Source organism: Xanthobacter sediminis, from assembly GCF_043195015.1.
Classification (GTDB): domain Bacteria; phylum Pseudomonadota; class Alphaproteobacteria; order Rhizobiales; family Xanthobacteraceae; genus Xanthobacter.
Genome location: NZ_JBAFWH010000003.1, coordinates 300,764 through 319,510, shown reverse-complemented (window position 1 = coordinate 319,510; position 18,747 = coordinate 300,764). Strand labels below are relative to the sequence as shown.

At 70.2% G+C, this 18,747-nt stretch carries 17 protein-coding genes; 8 read left to right on the top strand and 9 right to left on the bottom strand.

Annotated elements, in window-relative coordinates; translation table 11 throughout:
• The first annotated feature begins 74 nt into the window (after positions 1–74).
• From V5F61_RS05520 to V5F61_RS05505, 4 genes are read left to right on the top strand one after another with little or no spacing between them, the layout of a single operon-like run.
• Positions 75–1,091, top strand: a complete 1,017-nt coding sequence (locus V5F61_RS05520; RefSeq protein WP_393987548.1) for a YVTN family beta-propeller repeat protein — start codon at positions 75–77, stop codon at positions 1,089–1,091.
• A gap of 14 nt (positions 1,092–1,105) precedes the next feature.
• Entirely contained in the window at positions 1,106–1,882 is a 777-nt protein-coding gene (locus tag V5F61_RS05515) for an ABC transporter ATP-binding protein (RefSeq protein ID WP_393987549.1), read from the top strand.
• The gene (locus V5F61_RS05510) at positions 1,879–2,757 is read left to right on the top strand and encodes an ABC transporter permease (RefSeq protein WP_393987550.1); all 879 of its coding nucleotides are present in this window, start codon (positions 1,879–1,881) and stop codon (positions 2,755–2,757) included. Before V5F61_RS05515 ends, V5F61_RS05510 begins: the two co-directional genes overlap by 4 nt.
• A 56-nt stretch (positions 2,758–2,813) precedes the next feature.
• Entirely contained in the window at positions 2,814–3,446 is a 633-nt protein-coding gene (locus V5F61_RS05505) for a hypothetical protein (protein ID WP_393987551.1), read from the top strand.
• Positions 3,447–3,699: 253 nt separating this feature from the next.
• On the opposite strand, the gene V5F61_RS05500 is transcribed toward V5F61_RS05505, so the two are convergent.
• The 9 genes from V5F61_RS05500 to V5F61_RS05460 form a co-directional block, all read right to left on the bottom strand.
• Positions 3,700–4,572: a quinoprotein dehydrogenase-associated SoxYZ-like carrier gene (locus V5F61_RS05500; protein WP_393987552.1), complete on the bottom strand. Its 873-nt coding sequence runs from the start codon at positions 4,570–4,572 to the stop codon at positions 3,700–3,702.
• 191 nt (positions 4,573–4,763) lie between these two features.
• Positions 4,764–5,369, bottom strand: a complete 606-nt coding sequence (locus V5F61_RS05495) for a PQQ-dependent catabolism-associated CXXCW motif protein (RefSeq protein ID WP_393987553.1) — start codon at positions 5,367–5,369, stop codon at positions 4,764–4,766.
• The gene (locus V5F61_RS05490) at positions 5,366–6,268 is read right to left on the bottom strand and encodes a substrate-binding domain-containing protein (RefSeq protein ID WP_393987554.1); all 903 of its coding nucleotides are present in this window, start codon (positions 6,266–6,268) and stop codon (positions 5,366–5,368) included. The genes V5F61_RS05495 and V5F61_RS05490 overlap by 4 nt, the downstream gene beginning before the upstream one ends.
• A complete protein-coding gene (locus tag V5F61_RS05485) occupies positions 6,237–6,782 on the bottom strand; it encodes a c-type cytochrome, methanol metabolism-related (RefSeq protein ID WP_393987724.1) in 546 nt (181 codons plus the stop codon). Before V5F61_RS05485 ends, V5F61_RS05490 begins: the two co-directional genes overlap by 32 nt.
• A gap of 188 nt (positions 6,783–6,970) precedes the next feature.
• A complete protein-coding gene (gene xoxF5 / locus V5F61_RS05480; RefSeq protein WP_393987555.1) occupies positions 6,971–8,779 on the bottom strand; it encodes a lanthanide-dependent methanol dehydrogenase XoxF5 in 1,809 nt (602 codons plus the stop codon).
• A 349-nt stretch (positions 8,780–9,128) separates the two neighbouring features.
• Positions 9,129–10,088 (bottom strand): quinoprotein relay system zinc metallohydrolase 2, encoded by a 960-nt coding sequence (locus V5F61_RS05475; RefSeq protein WP_393987556.1) that lies wholly within the window; start codon positions 10,086–10,088, stop codon positions 9,129–9,131.
• 180 nt (positions 10,089–10,268) lie between these two features.
• Positions 10,269–11,012 (bottom strand): ABC transporter ATP-binding protein, encoded by a 744-nt coding sequence (locus tag V5F61_RS05470; RefSeq protein ID WP_393987557.1) that lies wholly within the window; start codon positions 11,010–11,012, stop codon positions 10,269–10,271.
• Positions 10,981–11,733: an ABC transporter permease gene (locus V5F61_RS05465; protein ID WP_393987558.1), complete on the bottom strand. Its 753-nt coding sequence runs from the start codon at positions 11,731–11,733 to the stop codon at positions 10,981–10,983. Before V5F61_RS05465 ends, V5F61_RS05470 begins: the two co-directional genes overlap by 32 nt.
• Before the next feature lie 8 nt (positions 11,734–11,741).
• Complete coding sequence (locus V5F61_RS05460; protein ID WP_393987559.1) at positions 11,742–12,752, bottom strand: ABC transporter substrate-binding protein; 1,011 nt, start codon at positions 12,750–12,752, stop codon at positions 11,742–11,744.
• A gap of 298 nt (positions 12,753–13,050) precedes the next feature.
• Between V5F61_RS05460 and V5F61_RS05455 the strand changes: the two genes are divergently transcribed.
• The 4 genes from V5F61_RS05455 to V5F61_RS05440 all read left to right on the top strand — a co-directional run bounded on the left by V5F61_RS05455 (position 13,051) and on the right by V5F61_RS05440 (position 18,739).
• Positions 13,051–15,528, top strand: coding sequence for a TonB-dependent receptor (locus tag V5F61_RS05455; protein WP_393987560.1), 2,478 nt, complete (start codon positions 13,051–13,053; stop codon positions 15,526–15,528).
• Positions 15,529–15,803: 275 nt separating this feature from the next.
• The gene (locus V5F61_RS05450; protein ID WP_393987561.1) at positions 15,804–16,697 is read left to right on the top strand and encodes an NAD(P)-dependent methylenetetrahydromethanopterin dehydrogenase; all 894 of its coding nucleotides are present in this window, start codon (positions 15,804–15,806) and stop codon (positions 16,695–16,697) included.
• A 129-nt stretch (positions 16,698–16,826) separates the two neighbouring features.
• A complete protein-coding gene (mch, locus tag V5F61_RS05445; protein WP_393987562.1) occupies positions 16,827–17,816 on the top strand; it encodes a methenyltetrahydromethanopterin cyclohydrolase in 990 nt (329 codons plus the stop codon).
• An 8-nt stretch (positions 17,817–17,824) separates the two neighbouring features.
• Positions 17,825–18,739 (top strand): RimK family alpha-L-glutamate ligase, encoded by a 915-nt coding sequence (locus tag V5F61_RS05440; protein WP_393987563.1) that lies wholly within the window; start codon positions 17,825–17,827, stop codon positions 18,737–18,739.
• Positions 18,740–18,747: the final 8 nt, after the last annotated feature.

Here is an 18,747-nt window from a genome sequence, read left to right as displayed (position 1 = left end):
TTCAATAAGCCGCGCCAACGGCTTGCTCAAAAGACGAGGGCGTGCCCGACATGCCCCGCACCGGGAGGATGAAGATGACGGCCTTTCGCCCGCAGGCTCTTGCGCGCCCGCTCGCTTCCGCGCGGGTCCTCGCCGCCGCGCTGTCGGGCGCCGCTCTGCTGCTCGCGGCCGGGGGCGCGCAGGCGGGCATGGCCTATGTCTCCAACGAGCGCGGCAATTCCATCACCGCCATCGACACCGCCACCCTCACGGTGACGCAGACCGCGAAGGTGGGCCGCCGCCCGCGCGGCATCATCATGAGCCCCGACGGCAAGGTGATCTACCTGTGCGCCAGCGACGAGCACGCGGTGCAGGTGATCGACCCCGCCACCCTCAAGGTGCTGCGCAAGCTGAAGTCGGGCCCAGATCCGGAGCTGTTCGCGCTCCACCCCTCGGGCAACCCGCTCTACATCGCCAACGAGGACGACAACCAGGTCACCGTCCTCGACGTGGAGAAGAACCGCGTCATCGCCCAGGTGCCGGTGGGTACCGAGCCGGAAGGCATGGCAGTGAGCCCCGATGGCAAGATCCTGGTGGCGACCTCCGAAACCACCAACATGGCCCATTTCATCGACACCGAGACCTACAAGATCGTCGCCAACGTTCTGGTGGACGCGCGCCCGCGCTTCGCCGAGTTCACCCGTGACGGCACGAAGCTGTTCGTCTCGGCCGAGGTGGGCGGCACCGTCTCCGTGATCGATCCCAAGACGCGCGCGATCGTGCGGAAGATCGAGTTCAGGATTCCCGGCGTGTCGAAGGAGACCATCCAGCCGGTGGGCGTGCGCGTCACCGCTGACGGCAAGACCGCGTTCGTGGCGCTCGGCCCCGCCAACCGCGTCGCGGTGGTGAATGCCGAGACCTATGCGGTGGAAGACTACCTGCTGGTGGGCCAGCGGGTGTGGCAGCTCGCATTCACCCCGGACGAGAAGCTGCTCTTCACCACCAACGGTAATTCCAACGACGTCTCCGTCATCGACGTGCCCTCGCGCAAGGTGGTGAAGTCCATCAAGGCGGGCGGCGCGCCCTGGGGCGTCGTGGCCGCGCCCCAATAGGCCGGAGGCCCGCCATGCAGGAAGCGAAAGGCGTGCCGGCACACGAAACAGATGAGCGCGCGCCGGCGCTGGCGGTGGAGCACGTGAGCCACAGCTTCGGCCGCCGCAAGGCGCTGGACGACGTGTCGCTCACCGTGCCGCAGGGCCGCTTTGTGGCCCTGCTTGGGCCCAACGGCGCGGGCAAGACCACGCTGTTCTCGCTGGTGACGCGGCTCTACGCCTGCAGCGCCGGGGCGGTGCGCATCTTCGGCCACGATCTTGCCGGCGCGCCCTCGGCGGCGCTGGCGGAGCTGGGCGTGGTGTTCCAGAGCCGCACCCTCGACCTCGATCTGACCGTTCGGCAGAACCTCGTCTACCATGCGGCGCTGCACGGCCTTTCCGGCGCCGCGAGCGCGGCCCGCATCGACGAGCTGCTCGCTTTGGTGGGCCTCGCCGAGCGCGCGCGGGAGAAGGTGCGCACCCTCTCCGGCGGGCAATCGCGGCGGGTGGAGATCGCCCGCGCCCTGGTGCACCGCCCGCGCCTGCTGCTGCTGGACGAGGCCACCGTGGGCCTCGATCTCGCCTCCCGCCGGGCCATCGTGGCGCTGGTGCGCGCCCTGGTGCGCGAGGCGGGCCTCTCCGTGCTGTGGGCCACCCACATCTTCGACGAGGTGGAGCCGCACGACCTCGCCCACGTGCTGCACCGCGGCCGCATCATCGCGGCCGGGGAGGCGGGAGCGATCGCTGGCGGCACCTCGCTGGAGGCGGCCTTCCGCGCCCTCACCGAGCGGGATGAGGGCGAGGCCGCATGAGCCGGGACGAGACCCGTGCCCGCGCGCCCGCCGCCAGTGCCGCGCCGCGCCGGCCCCTGGGGGCGCGCGGCTATGCCGTGTGCCTCGGCGGCATCGTCTGGCGCGAGCTGCTGCGTTTCGTGCAGCAGAAGGAGCGCTTCCTCTCGGCGCTGGTGCGGCCGCTGGTGTGGCTGTTCATCTTCGCCGCCGGCTTCCGCAGCGCGCTCGGCGTCTCCATCATCCCGCCCTACGACACCTATGTGCTGTACGAGGTCTACGTCACCCCCGGCCTCGCGGTGATGATCCAGCTTTTCAACGGCATGCAGTCCTCCCTCTCCATGGTCTACGACCGGGAGGTGGGCTCCATGCGGGTGCTGCTGACGAGCCCCTTTCCGCGCTGGTGGCTGCTGTTCTCCAAGCTCATCGCCGGGGTCGCGGTGTCGCTGGTGCAGGTCTACGTGTTCCTGGCGGTGGCCTGGGCCTGGGGGGTGGAGATCCCGCCTTCCGGCTATCTCCTGGCGCTGCCGGCGTTCGTGGTCACAGGCTTCATGCTGGGGTCCATCGGGCTCGTCATCTCCTCGCTGGTGCGGCAGCTCGAGAATTTCGCGAGCGTGATGAACTTCGTCATCTTCCCCATGTTCTTCGCCTCGTCCGCGCTCTACCCCCTGTGGCGTGTGCGCGACGCCAGCGAGACGCTCTACCTCGTGTGCCTTCTCAATCCTTTCACCCATGCGGTGGAGCTGGCCCGCTTCGCGCTCTACGGCGCGTTCGATCCCCGCGCCGCCGCGGTGGTGGCGGCCACCACCCTCGTGTTCTTCGCCCTCGCCGTCGCCGCCTACGACCCCGGCCGGGGCGTGATGGGACTGCGCGGCGGGCCCAAAGGAGACGCGCAGTGAGGAGAGCCACGACGATATCCCGCAGATCAGGCGCCATGCCCGGAGGCTCGCCAGCCATGAGACGCGCGTTCCCCGTTTCGCCTTCCGCCCGCAGCGCGCTCCTCGCCGCGCTGATGCTCGCCGCCTGCGGCCCGGCGCTCGCCCAGCCGAAGGCCGATCCGGACTGGCCCTGCCCCCAGCGGCGCACGCCGGACATCAGCCTCGCCGCCGTATGGAGCGGGCCGGCGCTCGACACCGCCGGCCGCTGGACCGACGACCAGGAGGCCGCGACGCTGGCGGTGAAGCTCGCCTCCCGCCGCACCCCGCTGGAGGAGGCCGGCGGCCTCATCGCGGCCTTCGCCAAGGAGGCGGGGCCGGAGGCGAAGACCCGCCTCGTGCGCGTGTTCGCCGGCGTGTACGAGATCACGAGCCTGGAGCGGGCCAAGGTGATGGACGGCATCGTGCGCTACGCGCGCGGGCAGGAGCGCCTCGCCGCGCGGCTGCGCGAGGAGGGCGACGCCCTCGGGCAGGCGAAGGATTCGCCCGAGGCGGCCGACACTCCGGCCACCCGCGAGCTGGAGCAGAAGCTGACCTGGGACACCCGCATCTTCGAGGAGCGCACGCGCTCCCTCGCCTATGTGTGCGAGACGCCGGTGCTGCTGGAGCAGCGCGTGTTCGAGATCGGCCGGCAGATCCAGGACCGGCTCTGAAGCGTTTCCAAGCGAAGCGGAGACCGGTTCGCATGAAGAAAATGCGCGGACTCGAGTAGCTGGAGTGATCGCCGATGGCGCCGGGGCGAACGGAACATGCTCCCTCACCCTCGGCCCGGGTCTTTGCCCGGCGCCAGTCGAGTTTCGCTCACACGCAGGTTTCGCTCACACGCCGCGCGAGCTTGACCGAGGGCCCATGATTAGAGCTTGCGAAGCTTCGGCCCCACCGGCACCGGGGCGCCTGTCCCGGCCGTCAGCTCCCGCCGCCGGGGAAGGTGCGGCTGAACACCTTGCCTTCCGTATCCTCGCCGCGCACCGTCACCGGCTCGGCGGAGGGGTGATAAGTGAAGCGGAAGGTGGGGTCCTCGCTGATGGAGATGCCCCCCTCCATGCCCAGCAGCAGGCGCCCGCCCTGGGTGATCCGCACCTCGCGCACGAACCACGCCGGAGTGTAGCCGCGCGTCGCCTCGTCCATCTGCAGGCCGGAGAAGTTGGGGTGGCGGATCTGCACCTGCGCCTCCTCGCGCCCGGTGTCCGCGAAGGAGCGGAAGCGGATGTCACCGAGGTGGGTGATGGAATCGGCCGTGTCCTTGGTGGCGGGGGCCGAGCAGCCGCCCGCCGCCTTCACGAAGGCCCTGGCCATGTGGAGCGCGCCGTCGTCGGTCTCCACCACCGCGCGGACGTAGGAATAGGAGTTCACCCGCGCCCGGAGCGAGAGGGAGAAGTCCTTCTGCCCCGCGCCGAAGGTGAAGCGCCCCGCCACCGGCGAGGGGTTCTCGTCGATCACCACCGTCACCGCCCGGAAGCTGCGCGCATCGCCCGCCGGCAGCGCCAGCGCCACCGTGAGCGGCACCAGCGCGGCATCTTCCGCGCGAGAGGGCGCCGCCAGCGCCACCAGCCCGTCCGCGGCGCCGATGGCACGGTCGGGGAAGATGTCGGGCGCGATGGCGCGCCAGGTGGTCTCGCGCGGAGCTTCGGAGTCACGCGCGGTGTCCGCCTCGCCCACGGCATCCGGCGCGGGTGAGCCGGCTTCGGCAGCGAGGGCCGGCGGCGCGCCCGCCAGCAGGGCCAGGGCGAGAAGGGACGCCCCCCACCGGCCGCGCGGCCGGCACAGATGTTCGGTCATGGCGTTTCTCCCTTGGAGCATTTTCAAGCGAAACGGAGACCGGTTCGCTTGAAGAAAATGCGCAATATCAATGGCCTGGAGCGATTTCCGCGCGCCGATGAGAGCGGGAAGCGCCCTAGCGTCCGGGGGCTCTTGCGGCGCCTCGGATCGAGCCTCTTGCGCGGGGAAGCGGAGGCAGCGGCCCTTCCGGATCAACGCGCCGCTTCCCCCTGCCAGGGCCCGGCCTCCGCGAGGGGCAGGCCCGCGGCCTTCCAGCCGTCCACCCCCGTGGGGAACCAGGCGACCCGCCCGTATCCGGCGGCGAGGGCGCGCCTGGCGGCGTTCCAGGACATCCAGCAGTCCTTGAGGCAGAATATCACGAGCGGCCGGTTCCGGTCACCGCCGCTGGCGGCGACGAGCCCTTCGGCGAAATAGCGCTCGGCGGGCGCGTCGAGGGCGCCGAAGCCCACGTTGGGCAGCCAGACGGCGCCGGGAATGGTCTCATGGGGCGGATCGCGCCAGATGGTGCCGGCCGGCAGGTTCGCCGGGCGCGGCGGGCGCGGCAGCACGTCGACGAACACCGCCGCCTTCTCCCGCCACAGGGCCTCCGCCTCCCGCGCAGTGACGACCCGCGCACCGGAGAGGGTCTCCGGCGTCCGGGCGCGATAGGGCTCGAAGCGGTAGCCCTCGGGCTCCGGGGGCGCGGGGGCCGCCGCCTCCTGCGCCCGTGCGGCGCCCGCCCACAGCGCGAGCGCGGCGCAGGCCGCCAGTGGCAGGCGGCGCCATGCGCGCGCCGGACGGCGGCCAGGGGCCGTCATTGCCCCGCGCTCCCGCGCGATGCGCCCGCCGTGGTGATGAGCTGGCCGTCGTCGTCGAGGAGGGGCACGCCATAGTCGAGCAGCACGGCGTCGATGTCGGCGGCGCGCTTGCGCAGCACCTGGTTCAGGGTCTGCTTCCATGCGTGGTCCGTGGGCCGCACCCCCATGGTGATGCGATAGGCGAGCGGCGGGCGCTCCGCCTCGTGCAGCAGCGGCACCACCTTCAGCGGCGCCCCGGCATGCCCGGCGAAATAGCCCGCGCTCGGCCCCCACAGGATGGCGCCGTCGAGATCGCCCTTCGCAAGATCCGCCAGCATCTCCTCCGGCGGGGAATCGAAGCGCCGGTCCACCAGCAGCGAATAGGTCCGCGCGGAGCCGATGAGGCCCAGCGCCAGCAGGTGGTCGGCCGGGGGCGTGCCCGCCACCAGCCCCAGCCGCGCGCCCTTGAGGCGCGGGTCGGAGAGCGCCGCCACCCCGTCGAGCGGGCCGCCCGCCTTCACCACCAGCACGTAGACCGACTGGTAGTAGGGATTGGTGTGCAGCACCGGATCGGCCCCGGCGGCATAGCCGATGACCACGTCGCAAAGCCGCTTGCCCAGGCTGTTGCGCACGAAGCCGGGCCCCTGGGGCATGTAGTAATAGCGCACCGGCACCTTGAGCTCGTCGGCGACGATGGCGGCGATGCGGTTCTCGAAGCCCTCCCCCTCGCGGCTGGTGAAGGGCATGTTGGCGGGGTCGGCGCACACCCTCAGGGCATCCGCCGACACCGAGCTCGGAATGGTCTGCCCCTGGGCGCCGGTGGAGCTCAGCAGCAGGATGGCTGCGAGCCCCGCCGTCCCCAGCGAGGCGAGGAGAGGAACGAAGCCCTCACTCGCCGAGGCAGGCTTTCTCGGTCGCAACTGTGGCGGGTGTCTTGTCCTCGCGCTTGGCGGGACGGGCGCGGCCGAGAGCGCCGTCGGAGCGGGCGCGCAGGTAGACATAGATATCGTCGAGGTAGCACATGACGTTCTTGTTGAGTCCAAAGGACGGCATGACCTTTTCATTGCCACCTCCCACGTTTTGCCGTCCGCCCACCACCACTTCCTGAAAGTGGTCGAAGTCCATGGTCTTCAGCGAGTCGATGAGGGCCGGGGCATAGGTGGAGCCCATGCCGTCGGGGCCGTGGCAGACGTGGCATTCGGCGTGATAGCGGCGGTAGCCCGAATAGGTGAACCAATCCACCATGCCGTCGGGCTGGATCTTGTAGGTGGGGGCACCGGATTTATCGAAATACTTGCCGTCCTCGTCCTTCACGGGCGTGGGATCGCCTTGCTTGCTGAAGGTCTGGGTCTCGGCGGCGAGGGAGGACGGCGCGAGCGCGGGGGACAGCGGCAGCAATGCCGCCGCGAAGGCAAAGGCGCCAGCGCGCTTCATGAGGGCAGATGAAAACACACGCTCTCTCCAGAAACGAAGTCGGGGACGGGGCGCAGCCTTCCGTTCGCGGCGCCGCACGCCGCGGGATGGGACTTCACGAAAGCCTGCGCCCTCGGGGTCTCGAAGGGGCGCCGGCACGGGAGGGAGCCGTGCCGGCGCCGGGGGCCGAGCTCGGTCCGCCTGTCGCCTCAGTTGGGCACGGCGAACACGGTGAGCTGGCCGCCGAGGGCGGTGTAGTTGCTGAGGGCGGAATAACCGCCCACCGCGCCGAGGCCGGCATTCGGGTCGGTGAGGCCCGCGGCGAGGCCGATGCCGGCCCAGCCGCCGACGCCCGAGAGCACCGCCACGTACTGCTTGCCCTTGTAGGTATAGGTCATCACGTTGCCGATGATGCCGGACGGGGTCTTGAACTTGTAGAGTTCCTTGCCCGTCTTGGCGTCCACCGCCTTCAGATAGCCTTCGAGCGTGCCGTAGAAGACGATGCCGCCGTCAGTGGAGAGCGCGCCGGACCACACCGAGAACTGCTCGGGGATGGACCACACGATCTTGCCCTTGCGGGCGTCCCAGGCGATGAAATTGCCCATGCCGCCGTGGCTGTTGGGCGCCGGGAACATGGAGAGCGTCGCGCCCACGTAGGGCTGGCCGGGCGTGTAGCTCACGTGGAAGGGCTCATAGTCCATGCACACGTGGTTGGTGGGCACGTAGAACAGGCCCGTCTCCGGCGAGAAGGAGGCCGGCTGCTGGTCCTTGGTGCCGAGCGCCGCCGGGCAGATGCCGGTGGTGTTCACGTCTTCGCCGCTGGCCTCGGTGGAATACTTCTGCACCACCAGCGGCCGCCCGAAGGTGGGGCTGTTCTTGTCCATGTCCACCTTGGTGGCCCAGTTCACGGCCGGGTCGTACTTCTCGGCCACCAGCAGCTCGCCGGTCTTGCGGTCGAGGGTGTAGCCGAAGCCGTTGCGGTCGAAGTGCACCAGCAGCGGCCGCTTCTTGCCGTCGATCTCCTGGTCCACCAGGATCATCTCGTTGATGCCGTCATAGTCCCACTGGTCGTGGGGCGTCATCTGGTAGACCCACTTCGCCATGCCGGTGTCGGGGTCGCGGGCGAAGATGGTCATGGACCATTTGTTGTCGCCAGGGCGCTGGGCCGGATTCCAGGTGGAGGGGTTGCCGGAGCCGTAATAGACGGTCTTCGTCTCCGGATCGTAGGAATACCAGCCCCAGGTGCAGCCGCCGCCGATCTTCCACTGGTCACCCTGCCAGGTCTTCAGGGACGAATCCTTGCCCACCGGCTTGCCAAGGGAGGTGGTCTTCTCTGGGTCGAACAGGATTTCATTGTCCGGGCCCATGGAATAGGCGCGCCAGACCTGCTTGCCGCTGTTCATGTCGTAGGCGGTCATGTGGCAGCGCACGCCGAACTCGCCGCCCGAGATGCCCACCAGCAGCTTGTCACCCACCGGCATCACGGTGGCGGTGTTGGTCTCGCCCTTCTTGGGGTCGCCGTTCACGGCCGACCACAGCACTTTGCCGCTTTTGGCGTCGAGCGCCACCACCTTGGTGTCGGCCTGGTGCAGGAAGATCTTGCCGTCGGCATAGGCGAGGCCGCGGTTGACCGTGTCGCAGCACATCACCGGGATGACGTTCGGGTCCTGCTTGGGCTCGTACTTCCAGATGATCCGCCCCTCGTTGGCGAGGTCGAGGGCGTAGACGATGTTCGGGAAGGGCGTGTGCACATACATCGTGTCGCCCACCACCAGCGGCGAGCCCTCGTGGCCGCGCAGCACGCCGGTGGAGAAAGTCCAGGCCACCTGCATCTTGCCGACGTTGTCGGCGTTGATCTGCTTCAGCTTGGAATGGCGGGTATTGGCATAGTCACCGGTCTGCAGCACCCACTGGTTGGGGTCCTGCGTGAGCTTCAGCACACCGTCGTTGGCCATGGCTGGCGCGCCGAAAAGCGCGCTGCACGCCGCCACGGCGGTCACCGTCAAAACTCGTCTCATCTGGGCTTCCTCCGATGGATGCGCGCCCGCGGCCACCGCAGTGGAACGGGAAACGCACTGAGCGTTGTTTTCGCCTTTGGGGGACTCCATCTACTTCGGCAGCGTGTCACGACCGGCGTGAATGCCCTGAAGCCTTGCGGTCACAAGGTGTCCCGCAGGCCTGCGAACCAGTACCGCGTTCCCCGCGCGATACCGTTGAAGCCGAAGCTGAGAGGAACGTAAGCAAAGTTTCTCTCGGAAGCAATACACCAATTGTGGAGCGATAGGGTTCTTCTATATTGCGGATGCGAAGTAAAACTTTATTCCTTGCCGCACTGCGAAGAGACCGCCCCCGCCGGGAGCGGCGCCCTCACTCCCATTCCAGCTCGTGATAAGCGCTGGTGGCGTTGCGGGCGTTGAAATCGTCGAACAGCTGCCAGTCGCCCGCCTCGGCGCGGCCGGCCTCCCGCGCCGCATCACTCATGGTGCCGCCGTCCCGCACCAGCCGGCGCACGTCGGCGACGAGGCGCCTCAGGTAGCGCTCGGTGGGTTCGGCGGCCTGCGGCCAGGGCTGGGAGGCCGGGCCGTGGCCGGGCACCACTCGTGCCGCCGGACGCCGCTTCAGCTCGTCGAGCAGGGCGATCCAGCCGAGCGCCTTGCCGTCGAGCGCCGGCACATGGCCGAGGAACAGCAGGTCGCCGAGGAACCAGGTGCCGGTGGCTTCGTCCAGCACGGTGAGGTCGGTGGCGGTGTGGGCGGTGGGCCATGCCTCGATCAGCAGGGGGCGCGCGCCGAGGTCGATCACGCGCCGCTCCGCCACCGTCTCGTCGGGCAGCACCACGCGGGTGCCGGCGGCGCCCTCTTCCCCCACCAAGCGGCGGGTCGCCTCCAGGTAGCTCTCCGCGCGCGCCGCCAGCGCCTCGGGCAGGTTGCGATGGCCGATGAAGGTCACGCCCGGCCCGGCGAAGGCGGCGTTTCCCAACACGTGGTCGGGGTGCATGTGGGTGTTGATGACATAGCGGATGGGCAGGCCGGTACGGGCCTGCACCGCCGCCTTCAGTGTCGCGCCGGCCTTGAAGGAGCCGCCCGTATCCACCACCGCCACCGCGTCGCGGCCGATGATGAAGCCCGCGTTGCCGACGAAGCCCAGGTTGCGCGGCAGCGCCAGCGCATAGGGCGCCTGATGGACGAAGACGCCGGGCGCCACCTCGCTCACCGCGAGCGGCTCGGGCGCCGCCTGCTCCTCCGCCGGAGCAGGCGCGGCGGTAGCGGCAGCGCCGATGAAAAGACACGCCAGACCCACGGCAAGCCGCCGAACCCTGCCAAGCATGGACGCCTCCCGTCCCTTGGAGCGCCGGTCCTCCGCCTGCGGCGAGTGGCGTTCCATCTTCTTGATTTCGCGTTCCTTCCGGGCGAATCAGCCCCGCGGCGGTGCCCGTCCAGCGCCATGCGCGGCGGCCGGCGCCATGCTCGCCCATCCCGCGCGGGAGCGCCAGGGGGGCGCGCCTTCTCAGGCCTCCCGCAGCATGGGGTGGAGCGCGGCCAGCGCGGCGCGCTGCCGCTCGATCCATTCCGGCGTGCGCGCCGCGCCCGGGCGGTCGGGCACCAGCGCGCCGATGGCGTGGGCCGGTCGTTCGCTCAGGAGCACCAGCCGGTCGGCGAGGGCGAGCGCCTCGCGCACGTCGTGGGTCACCATCAGCACCGCCGCGCCGCTTTCCCGCGCCACCCGGCGCACGTGGGCGCGCAGCTCGGCGGCGGCTCGCACATCGAGCGAGACGAAGGGCTCGTCCAGCACCAGCAGCTCCGGCCGCCCCGCCACCGCCCGCGCCAGCGACACCCGGCGCGCCAGCCCCAGCGACAGCGCATGGGGGTAGCTGCCCCGGTGGGCCGAAAGGCCGAAGGCATCGATGAGCGGGCCAAGATCCTGCCGCCGCAGCGCGCGCGGCAGGGTGAGGCGGATGTTCTCCTCCACCGTGCGCCAGGGCAGCAGGCGCGGCTCCTGGAAGGCGACGCCGATGGCGAGCCCGCGCGGATCGGGACGCACCCAGCCCTCGAAGTCGCGGTCGAGGCCGGCGAGGATGCGCAGCGTGGTGGTCTTGCCGCATCCGGAGGGGCCGATGAGGCACACGAACTCCCCCCGCCCGATGGCGAGGTCGAGCCCGCGCACCGCCTCCCCCGCGTGGCCGTGAGACCCGCGATGGCGCTTCTCGGCAATATGGACCTCAACGAGGGGCGGGGCGCCAGCGGCGGGCATGGGCTTCGAACGGTTGCAGCAGGAGATATTCCACCATGAGCATCACCGCCATGAAGGCGAGCGAGTAGCCGAGCACGGCGGTGACGTCGAACAATTGGAAATAGACCGAGATGGCGTAGCCGACCCCGTTCGGCCGGCCCAGCAGCTCCACCACCAGCACGATCTTCCACACCAGCGCCAGGCCCGAGCGCGCCGCACCCGCGAGGTGGGGCTCGAGCTGCGGCAGCACCACGTGGCGCAGCCGGTCGATGGCGGACAGCCGGTAGGCGGCGGCCATCTCGTCGAGCTCGGGGGAGAGGGCGCGCGCACCCTCGCGCAGCAGCACGGTGACATTGGGAATCTTGTTGAGCGCCACCGCCAGCACCGCCGCCGCCTCGGTGAGGCCGAGCCAGATGTAGCAGAGCACGGTGATGACCAGCGCCGGCGTGTTGAGCGCCAGCACCAGCCAGGGGTCGAACGCCCGGTCGAGCGTCTCCCGGCGCCCCAGCGCGATGCCCAGCGCCGCGCCCACCGCCATGGCGATGACGAACGCCGCCGCCACCCGCCCCAGGGTGGCGGCGAGATTGGCGAGGAGATCGCCGCCCGCCGCCTCGCGGACGATGAAGGCCAGCACCGCCTCCGGCGCAGGCAGGGCCGGGCTCGCGGCAAGCATGGCGGCCACCTGCCACGCAAGCAGCAGGGCGGCGAGGGAAAGCGCCTTCACCAGCAGGCGCGCGGCCATCGGGCGGCTCACGGGGCGCCGGCCCCGCCGGTCCAGTAGAGGCCCTTCGGCAGGCCGCGCACGGGGCCGAGGAGAGCGCCCCCGCCGGCCTGGGCGAGCACCTCCAGCAGGCGCGCCGCAGCGGCCTTCTCCTCGGCCGGCGGCCGGCTGGGGATGCCGGCGATGAAACCGCGCCGCAGCGCCGCGAAGGTGGCCTCGTCCCCGGCCTGCATCACGCTCCGCGCGGCGGCCCAGGCGGTGTCGGCCGCAGGGCCGGTTCCGGCGAGGGCGGCCTTGGCGGCGCGCGAGGCGGCGGCGAAGGCTTCGATCGCCGCCGGCGCGGCGCGGGCGAAGGCACCGTGGAACACATAGCCCACCAGGGCCGGGGGCGGAGCGATGCCGAACGCCGCCACCACCTCGTCCATGCTTATGAGGCGGGCAAAGCCCCTCGCCTCCAGCCGCGCGGCGAAGGTCCAGTAGAGCAGGGCGGCATCGAGCTCGCCCTGCTCCAGCTTGGCGGCGAGCAAAGGCGGCGCCCCGAACGACAGGCGCGCGGCACGGGCGAGATCGAGCCCGGCGGATTGCCGGGCATGGGCCTGGAGCAGCAGCCAGCTCTTGTCGAGCGGCCCGCCGGCGACGCCGAGGCGCACGCCGTCGAGATCGGCGAGGCGCTTCACCGGCCCGCCCGGCGCCACCATCACCGCCCCCTCGCCCGTAGAGAAAGGCAGGTAGAGAAGGTCCCGCCCCTCAGCCTTCAGGCGCGCCGCCCACAGGAGGTCGCTCACCACCCCGTCCACCGCCTCCGCCAGGAAGGCGAGGCGGCCGGCATCGTTATTGGCCGCGCGGCGGGCCTCCACGGCGATGCCGTGCGCCGCGTCGAGCCCCAGCGCGGCCATGGCCGCCAGTTCCCAGGCGGCGGTGCCGAACTGGAGGATGGAGAGGCGGATAACCCGGTGCGGCGCGGCGCGCGCGGAGGAAGGCGCCGGCGCTGCGGCGAGCGCACCGGCGGCAAGCGCCAGCAGGGCGCGGCGCGTGAGCATTCATCCTCCCCGTCATTCTTGGTCCGCCCGTCGCGCGGGCAGATGACATTGGCCGGTAGTCTGAAATCTTTTCCCGCGGCTGTCCATAAATACGGTGCTTCAGCGCCACACTCTTAGAAATCTCAAAGTTCTCTTATGAATGCCAAATATTGACTGGAACTTCTGTTGCCATATGTTCCCCAGCAAGAGGTGCCGATGCACCGGGTCCGCATGGCGGTTCCGGGCGAGGACCCGGGCCCGGCCCGTCACGGCGGCCGAGGCGCATTTTCGAGGAAACGGCAAGGCGGAGCGGAGCAAGATGAAGGGGGCAGCCTCGAACGGGGAGCGCGCGAAGGGCGCGGCATCCTGGCGTGCCATCGCGGTGGCGCTGGGCCTTTCGGGAGCGCTGCTCGCCGCAGCCGCCCCGGCGCTGGCGCAATCGGCCGCGCAGCCGGCGGGCACGGTGGAGCTTCCGGCCGTGAACGTGGTGGACACCACGCCCCTCTCCGGCACCGGCATCGATGCCGACAAGGTGCCCGGCGCGGTGACGGTGATCTCCTCCGACCAGTTCGCCCGCCTGTTCTCCTTCTCCACCACCGACGCGCTGTTCCAGTACACGCCCAGCGCCACCACCAACGACGTGCAGGGCAACGCCTTCTTCCAGGACTTCCGGTTCCGCGGCTTCGCCGCCTCGCCGCTGCAGGGCACGCCGCAGGGCATCGCCGTCTACCAGAACGGCATCCGCGTGAACGAGGCGTTCGGCGACACGGTGAACTGGGACCTCATTCCCGAGGTCGCCATCAGCCAGGCGGACGTGTTCTCGAACAATCCCGCGTTCGGCCTCAACGCCCTGGGCGGCGCCGTCTCCATCCAGATGAAGAACGGCTTCAACTTCCACGGCTTCGAGGGCTCCTTGCAGGGCGGCTCGTTCGGCCAGATCGGCGGCTCGCTGCAATACGGCGGCGAGAAGGACGGCTTCGGCGTCTATATCGCGGCGGACGCGGTGCGCGACGACGGCTGGCGCAAGCAATCCTCCTCGGAGCTCGCGCGGCTCTATGGCGACCTCGGCTGGAAGGGCGACAAGACGGAGGTCCACCTCATCGCCAGCGCCGCCAGCAACTCCCTCGGCGTGGTGGGCCCCACCCCGGTGGAGATGCTCGCGGTGGACAACGCCTCGGTCTACACGTGGCCGCAGACCACCAGCAACGACATGGGAATGCTGGCCCTCAACGGCCGCTACGACCTCACCGACACCTGGCAGCTCCAGGGCAATGTCTATGTGCGCCGGTTCAAGCAGTCCCACGTGGACGGCAACGATGCCGATCTCGAATCCTGCTCCAACCGGTGGAACCCCGCGGTGGGCAGCTCGAAGATGTGCCTGGAGGAGGACGGCTTCAACGGCCCGCCCGGCGGCGGCACCCCCGCCAGCAACCCCGAATACGCCAAGTTCCGCGGCCAGATGGTGCTGTACGACCAGAACGGCAGCACCGTGCCCTTCGGCGAGCTGGCGGACGGCTACCTCTACGGCGTCGTTAACCGCACCTGGACCGACACCACCTCCACCGGCGGCTCGGTGCAGGCCGTGAGCACCGACAAGCTCATCGGCCATGACAATTACTTCGTCATCGGCGGCAGCGTCGATCACTCGACCATCAATTTCAAGTCGAACACCGAGCTCGGCATCACCAGCATGGCGACCCTCGGGGTCGCCGGCAGCGGCACCTATCTCTCGAACCTGCCGAACTTCTCGCTGCCGGACGAGTACCAGGTTTTCTACACGCCGGTGAACCTCGACGCGACCACCACCTATTACGGCCTTTATGCCACCAACGCCTTCGACATGACCGACCGCGCCACCCTCACCGTGGGCGCGCGGCTCAACGTCGCCGCCATCAACATGGAGGATGCCTCCGGCGTCGCCCCGCAGCTCAACGGCGACTACACCTTCTCGCGCGTGAACCCGCTGGTGGGCATCACCTACAAGATCACCTCCGGCGCCACCGCCTATGCGGGCTATTCGGAATCGAACCGCGCCCCGACCCCGCTGGAGCTGAACTGCGCCGACCCCAACCGCCCGTGCCTGCTGGAAAACTCGCTGGTGGCCGACCCGCCGCTGGAGCAGGTGGTGTCCCACACCTATGAGGCGGGCCTGCGCGGCACCGACAAGCTCCTCGGCGGCGAAATCACCTGGAAGCTCGGCATCTACCGCGTGGACAGCGACGACGACATCATCGCCCTCGCCAGCGAGCAGACCGGCTACGGCTACTACACCAACGTGCCCGCCACCCGCCGCCAGGGCTTCGAGGCCGGCTTCCAGTACGTCAACGGGCCGTGGAAGCTCTATGCCAACTACGCCTATATCGACGCCACCTTCCAGTTCGCGGGCTATCTCGCCTCGCCCAACAACCCGCTGGCGGTGGACGGCGAGGTCTACGTGACCTCCGGCGACCACATCCCCGGCATCCCCACGCAGACCTTGAAGCTGGGCGCGGACTACAAGGTCACTCCCAAGTGGACCGTGGGCGGAGACCTCATCGCCGCATCGAGCCAATACTATGTGGGCGACGAGGCAAACCAGAACCCCATGCTGCCGGGCTATTGGATCGTCAATGTGCGCACCACCTACCAGGTGACGCAGAACGTCCAGGTCTTCGGCCTCATCAACAATCTCTTCAACGAATCCTACGCCACCTACGGCACCTATTTCGACACCGGCTATCTCGGCCTCAACAATCCGCAGATGCAGACCCCCGGCCAGCCGCTGTCGGCCTATGCCGGCCTCAGGGCGACCTTCTGATCCCATCGAGCCGGTTCGGCCGGCGCCGGGCGGGTGCGGACAGGCCCGGTGCGCTCAATTGCGGCCCTGTCTTTCGCAGGGCAGCAAAGATGTGCGGCGCGAAGGTAGAGAACAGGCCTCACGAAGACCCTTGCGCAGGGCGCGGCGTTCAGTCAAAAGTCTAAGCGTTCTGATTGCGTGCGGGGAAACAACCGCGGCGTCGCGACCGATGAGCACCCTTCAGCGGTCAAAGGCGCGGCCACCCGCTAATGTTTCCCCCTGCACGGAGCTGCGCCATGGCGGAATCCGCCCCCATCCTGCACATCCTCACCCCGCTCAACCACGCAAGCCCGTTCGACGTGAACATGGCGGTGGATGCGGGATACACGGTCATCACGCCCTATTCCCGCGTGGCGCTGGAAGAGGTGCGGGACCTGACGCAGGACATGATGTTCTCGCGCCCGCCGCAGGCGGCGCCGCGCACCGGCCTCTTCATCGGCGGCAAGGATGCCGCCCTCGCCCTCGACATGGCGGCGGAGGCCAAGGCCGCCATCTTCCCCCCGTTCGAGATCTCCATCTTCCCCGATCCGGCCGGCTCCTTCACCACCGCCGCCGCCATGATCGCCAAGGTGGAGCAGGCCCTGCTGAAAGTGCGGGCCGAGGGGCTCGCCGGCGCCAGGGTGCAGATCTACGGCGCCACCGGCGTGGTGGGCTCCATCGCCGCCGTCATCGCGGCGGAGGCGGGCGCCCGGGTCACCCTGGTCAGCCATCGCGAGATCGCGCTGGTGGAGGCCAAGGCCGCCGATTTCAAGCGCCGGTTCGGGGTGGACCTCACCTGCGCCGCCGCGGTCACCGACGCGGAGAAGGCGAAGCTCGTGCCCGAGGCGGAAGTGATCCTCGCCACCGGCAAGGCGGGCGTGGAGATCCTCACCCCCGCGCACCTTGAGGCCGCGGAGCGCCTGCTGGTGGCGGCGGACGTGAACGCCGTGCCCCCGGCCGGCATCGCCGGCATCGGTGCCCATGACGCGGCGGCCGTGCTGCCCCACGGGGTGGGCATCGGCGCGCTCGCCATCGGCAATCTCAAGTATGCGGTGCAGCACGAGATCCTCAAGCAGATGCGCGTCACCACCACGCCGCTGTTCGTCGATCTCAAGATGGTGTTCGCCCTCGCCCGCACGCTGAAGGCGTGAGGCCATGGCCGGTGAGTTCCGCTCATCGGCCGCCCGCCCGCGGGGTGTGCCTTCGCCCGGCGTCCGCCAAGGGCCGCGCCCGTTGCCGCGCCCCCCGCGCGGCTGCTCCTGTCCTGAATGAGAATGGCCATGAACCTCCAGAATCCCGCGGCCCTTTCCACCGGCCCGCGCCGGCCCAGCCTCTCCGCCGGGGTGCGCCCGCTGGTGGAGGCGCTGGTCGCCGATGCCGACGCGCTGCGCCTGTCGGTCTCGCCCGGTCCCCTCGGCTGCCGCATCGTGGATGCCGGCATCGCGGCGCCGGGCGGCCTGGAGGCCGGGCGCCGCATTGCCGAGATCTGCCTTGGCGGTCTCGGCCGCGTGGCGCTGGCGCCGAGCACGCGCTTCTCGCCCTGGGGCACGCTGGCGAGCGTCTCCACCTCCGATCCCGTGCTCGCCTGCCTCGGCAGCCAGTATGCGGGCTGGAGCCTGTCCGCCGACGACTTCTTCGCCCTCGGCTCCGGCCCCGGCCGCGCGGTGGCGGCGGTGGAGGAGCTCTATGGCGAGCTCGGCTTCCGCGAGGACAGCGCAGACACCACGCTCGTGCTCGAGACCGGCGTGGTGCCGCCGGAGGCGGTGGTGGCGGAGATCGCCGCGCGTTCCCGCGTGGAGCCCGCGCGCATCACGCTCATCCTCACCCCCACCTCATCCCTGGCCGGAACGGTGCAGATCGTGGCGCGGGTGCTCGAGGTAGCGCTGCACAAGGCCCACGCCATCCACTTCCCGCTGGAGCACATCCTGGACGGGGTGGGCAGCGCGCCGGTGGCGCCGCCCTCGCCGGATTTCCTCACCGCCATGGGCCGCACCAACGACGCCGTGCTCTACGGCGGCGACGTGCAGCTCTACGTGCGCGGCAGCGCCGAGGCGGCGCAGGACCTCGCGCGGCGCCTGCCGTCGTCCGCCTCGCGCGACTACGGCCGCCCGTTCGCGGAAATATTTGCCGGCTATGACTGCGACTTCTACAAGGTGGATCCGCTGCTGTTCTCTCCCGCCCGCGTCACCGTGACTGCGGTGGAGCACGGCGCGAGCTTCACCGCCGGCGGGTTCGACCCGGTGCTCATCGCCCGCTCGTTCGGAGCCTGAGGAACAAGGTGGAAGACCTCGTCATCTTCGCCGAGCGGGTGGACTGGCACACCCGCTCGCTTCTCGCCGCCATCAAGGCGCGGGGCCAGCGGGCGCGGGTGCTTTCGCTGCGCGCCTGCGGCTTCGCGGTGGGCGGCACCGCCCACGGCCTGCTGCTGCCCGGCTTCGGCGATCGCCTGCCCGCCGCCTGCTTCGTGCGCTCGGTGCCCAACGGCACGCTGGAACAGGTGACGCTGCGGCTGGGGGTGCTGCACGCGCTGGGCGCGCTGGGCGTGCCGGTGATGAACAATGCGCGCGCCATCGAGCGCTGCGTGGACAAGAGCGCCACCACCTTCCTGCTCGCCCATGCCGGCCTGCCCACCCCCCGCACGGTGGTGGTGGAGGACCGGGAGGCGGCGCGGATGCTGGTGGACAGCGCCCCCGGCGACAGCGTGCTGAAGCCCATGTTCGGCGCCCAGGGCCGCGGCCTCGCCCGCCTCGCGCGCGGGGACGCCTTGCCGGCGGCTGAGGAAGTGGGCAGCGTCTATTATCTCCAGGATTTCGTCGGCGCCTCCCACCCGCGCACCGGGCCGGACGACCCCCACGAGGAAGTGCACGAGGACTTCCGCGTGTTCGTGGTGGGCGGCGCGGCGGTGGCGGCCATGGCGCGGCGCGGCACCTCCTGGATCACCAACATCCACCAGGGTGCCACCGGGCTGGAGGTGGCGGCGGAAGGGGTGCTGGCGGAACTGGCGGTGCGCGCCGCCGCCGCAGTCGGGGCCGATTATGCCGGCGTGGACATCATTTCCGGCGCCGGGGGCCGCCTTCTTGTCCTCGAAGTGAACTCCATGCCCGCATGGCGCGGCTTGTACGATGCGACCGGGCGGAATATGGCGGAGCCTCTGGCGGCCCATCTGTGCGCCGCGAGGAAGGTGCCGGCCTGAAGGAACCG